This is a genomic window from Streptomyces sp. NPDC002573, from assembly GCF_042889625.1.
Classification (GTDB): Bacteria; Actinomycetota; Actinomycetes; order Streptomycetales; family Streptomycetaceae; genus Streptomyces; species Streptomyces gibsoniae.
This window is the reverse complement of sequence record NZ_JBIARC010000212.1, coordinates 1-2,888: the sequence shown is the minus strand read 5'-3', so window position 1 is coordinate 2,888 and position 2,888 is coordinate 1. Positions and strand designations below refer to the sequence as shown.

The 2,888-nt window shown below is 69.1% G+C and carries 2 protein-coding genes; both read right to left on the bottom strand.

Annotated elements, in window-relative coordinates; all coding sequences use genetic code 11:
- Positions 1-325: 325 nt before the first annotated feature.
- Positions 326-793 carry a hypothetical protein gene (locus tag ACFYX0_RS47265; protein ID WP_388981903.1) on the bottom strand — a complete coding sequence of 156 codons (468 nt, stop codon included), beginning with the start codon at positions 791-793 and terminating at the stop codon, positions 326-328.
- On the bottom strand, positions 790-2,511 hold the full coding sequence (locus ACFYX0_RS47260; protein ID WP_388981900.1) for a sialidase family protein: 1,722 nt from the start codon (positions 2,509-2,511) through the stop codon (positions 790-792). Before ACFYX0_RS47260 ends, ACFYX0_RS47265 begins: the two co-directional genes overlap by 4 nt.
- Between the last annotated feature and the right edge of the window lie 377 nt (positions 2,512-2,888).

Here is a 2,888-nt window from a genome sequence, read left to right as displayed (position 1 = left end):
CAACGCCCGCCCGCTCCGCCCGTTGCCCGAGCCGATCAACGACCCGGCCCGGATCCTTCGCCTTGACGTACGAAGACGCGACCGACTCGGCGGCACACTCCACGAGTACCAGCATGCTGCTTGACCTGGCCGGATGAGGTTTCCGGCAAGAACAAGGTTGGAACCCGGACGGTGTCGAGGGCGTAAGACCACCCGAGCCGCCGGCTCCGGCGGCGGCCTGAGCCGTAAATCCCCGCTCAGCCCTGGAGGGTGACGAATCCCCTCCCTTCAGGGAGGGGAGCCTGCAATGTGGTGGCGTCGTACCCCTGCTTCGGCCGGGCCGAGTTCAGGAGACCGCAGACGTCAGGTACGTCAGGTAGACCCCTCCCTCGCAGTCGGGCATCTTTCGCAGTGTCCAGCGGCCCCGGACGGTCGTGGAGGAGAAGTTCGACTCGGCGTCGTCCTTCTCCACCTCACCGTCCTTCGAGGTGTATCCGGCCTTGGGGAGCTGCTTGTGCAGAAAGGCCAGGGTGGCGTCGAAGCCGCTCCGTACGACCGTGGCGACGATCAGCCGGCCGCCGGTGCGGTGCTCCACATTGGTCACGACCGTGCCCTCGGGCATCGGCAGATCCGCCGGGAAGTCCTTGGGAAGCGGCAGTGAGGCGGCGGTGGGGCAGCCGTCGGGCGCGGAGGCGGCCGTGTACGGCGTCGCACGCACGGGTCCGGCGTGCCGGGGCGTGGGCGAGCATCCGGTGAGGGCCGCCAGACCGAGGACGGCGCCGACCAGCACGGCCGCCGGGGCGAAGGGCTTCACCTGGCGGCTCCCTTGGACTTCTTGTGCTTGCCGGCGACCACGGCGTCGTACGCGCCGTACAGCGTGCTGCCGGAGGACTGGCGGGCGATAGAGGCCAGTGCGTCGTAGTTCTGCGCGCCACCGGTGACGCAGGTGCCGGTGCAACCGTCGGCGAAGGCGGCGAGCACGCGGCCCTGGGCGTCGAGGGTGACGTCGATGAAGTCCAGGAGATTGCGGTCCTGGCCACAGGTGGTGCCGCCCGTGCAGATGGACCCCTTCTGTACCGGGTCGGTGGGGGTGGCGTCCACAGTGACCCAGGACTGGCCGCCGTCGTAGGTGGTGGCCACGTACAGGTGCCAGACCCCCTTGAAGTTGGCCGTGTCCTGGTAGTTGCCCCCGGTCGTGGTGCCCAGGAAGGCGAAGGCGGCGCGGTTGTCGTCGCCCGCGGTCACGGCGGGGAAGACGATGTTCTTGATGCCGAGGGACGCGCCGACGTTCTGGTCGTACAGCCACGTCTTGCCCTTGTCGTGGCTGGCGGCGATCCGCGCGGTGCCGTCGCTGTTCTGGTAGCCCATGTACACAGTCCCACCGGCGCCGATTCCCACGCTCGGGTCGGAGTCACCGGGGGTGCTGGACGGGTTCTTGCGGACGGTCCACGTCAGCCCGTTGTCCTCGGACACGGCCACGGCCTGGTTGCCGCCGCAGCCCTTGTTGGGCACGTACGCCGTGCCGTCCGCGGCGACCTTCACATGCCCGTGCAGGCCGCCGCAGTCCAGCAGCGAGTACATCGGAACGGCGGGCCCGTACGTCAGACCGCCGTCCCGGCTGACCGCGCAGGAAGCGTCGGCGATGTCCTGGGAGCAGTAGTAGACGGCGTTCGGGTACGCCGTGACGGGGCCCGGCGCGCCCGTGGTGAAGGGGCCGCCACCGATGGTCTGGTGGTCCACACCGGAGTCGATGCCCGAGCCGCCTGTCGGCGTCCACGTTTCGCCGTCGTCGTCGGTGTAGCAGGTCAGGGCGGTCTTGCCGGCGAGCTGCGACTCGAAGGTGCGGTGGGTGGCCGGGTCGGTGAACAGGATCGGGTCGAGGCTGGTGGTGCTCCCCTGGGGACAGCCGTTGCCCGCGTTGGCGCTCTTGTCCTGCCAGGTGGCGGCGCCGGCGCCGTCGTAGGTGACCTTCAGCGTCGAGGTGTACGCCTGGAACATCGCGGCACCGGTTGCGCGGTCGACGCCGATCGAGGGTTCGCCGGCGTTGTGCGCGTCCTTGATGCTGTCGGGCGCCGAGGAGTTCGCGTACATCGGCGGGGTCGCCGTACTCGGCGGCGGATCGGCCGGATCGGCGACCAGGCTCGCGGTGCCGGTGAAGCTGTCGCCGAGCGGGGCGTAGGGCACCACACGCACGGTGTACGACGCCGTCACCGCCGGAAGCAGCACGGACTCCGGGTCGCTGGAAGAGGCGGAGGCTGCCACCTCGCGGCCGTCCGCGTCGAGGACGTACAGGTCGAAGTCGGCCGCGGAGTCAGGCCACTTGACATCGACGCGCAGGCTGTGACCGGCGTCGTAACCCACGGGAACTGACACCTTCAGGGTGTAGTCGTCGCAGAGTTGCGCATTCCCGCAGCTCACCGTCCCGGCAGTGCCGGAGACGTTCGGGACGGCGAAGAGACCGGCGCTCCACGTGGTCGTGGGCGCAGTATCGCTGACCGATCCGGAGGGCGGGGTGGCGGCGTCAGCCGACACACTCGGCAGGGTTCCGGCGATGAGCGCCAGCAACCCGACGGCGAGACGCCCCCGCGACCGCGGGTGGCGGTGAAGACGGAGTGTCGAGAGGAGAGCCACAGGTACCTCGTGGGTTCGCGAGTCGGACCAAGGGGGGTGGTGCATTGCGGTACAGGTGGTGCCTTCGTCTGCTCTACGAGGAGGCAGGCGGCGTCCGTCGCGAGAAACCGAACCTTTTTCGAAGCGGGCTGGACAGTGGCCGACTTGTCCTGCCTCGGACTGGAGCCGATCACCGGGAGTCGCGTTCACCTCTATCTGCCGAGGATGCCCCGGGCTTCAGTTATCCACGGGGCTCAGCCACATCTCATCTACGTAATGAACGAGCAGTGACTGCCCTC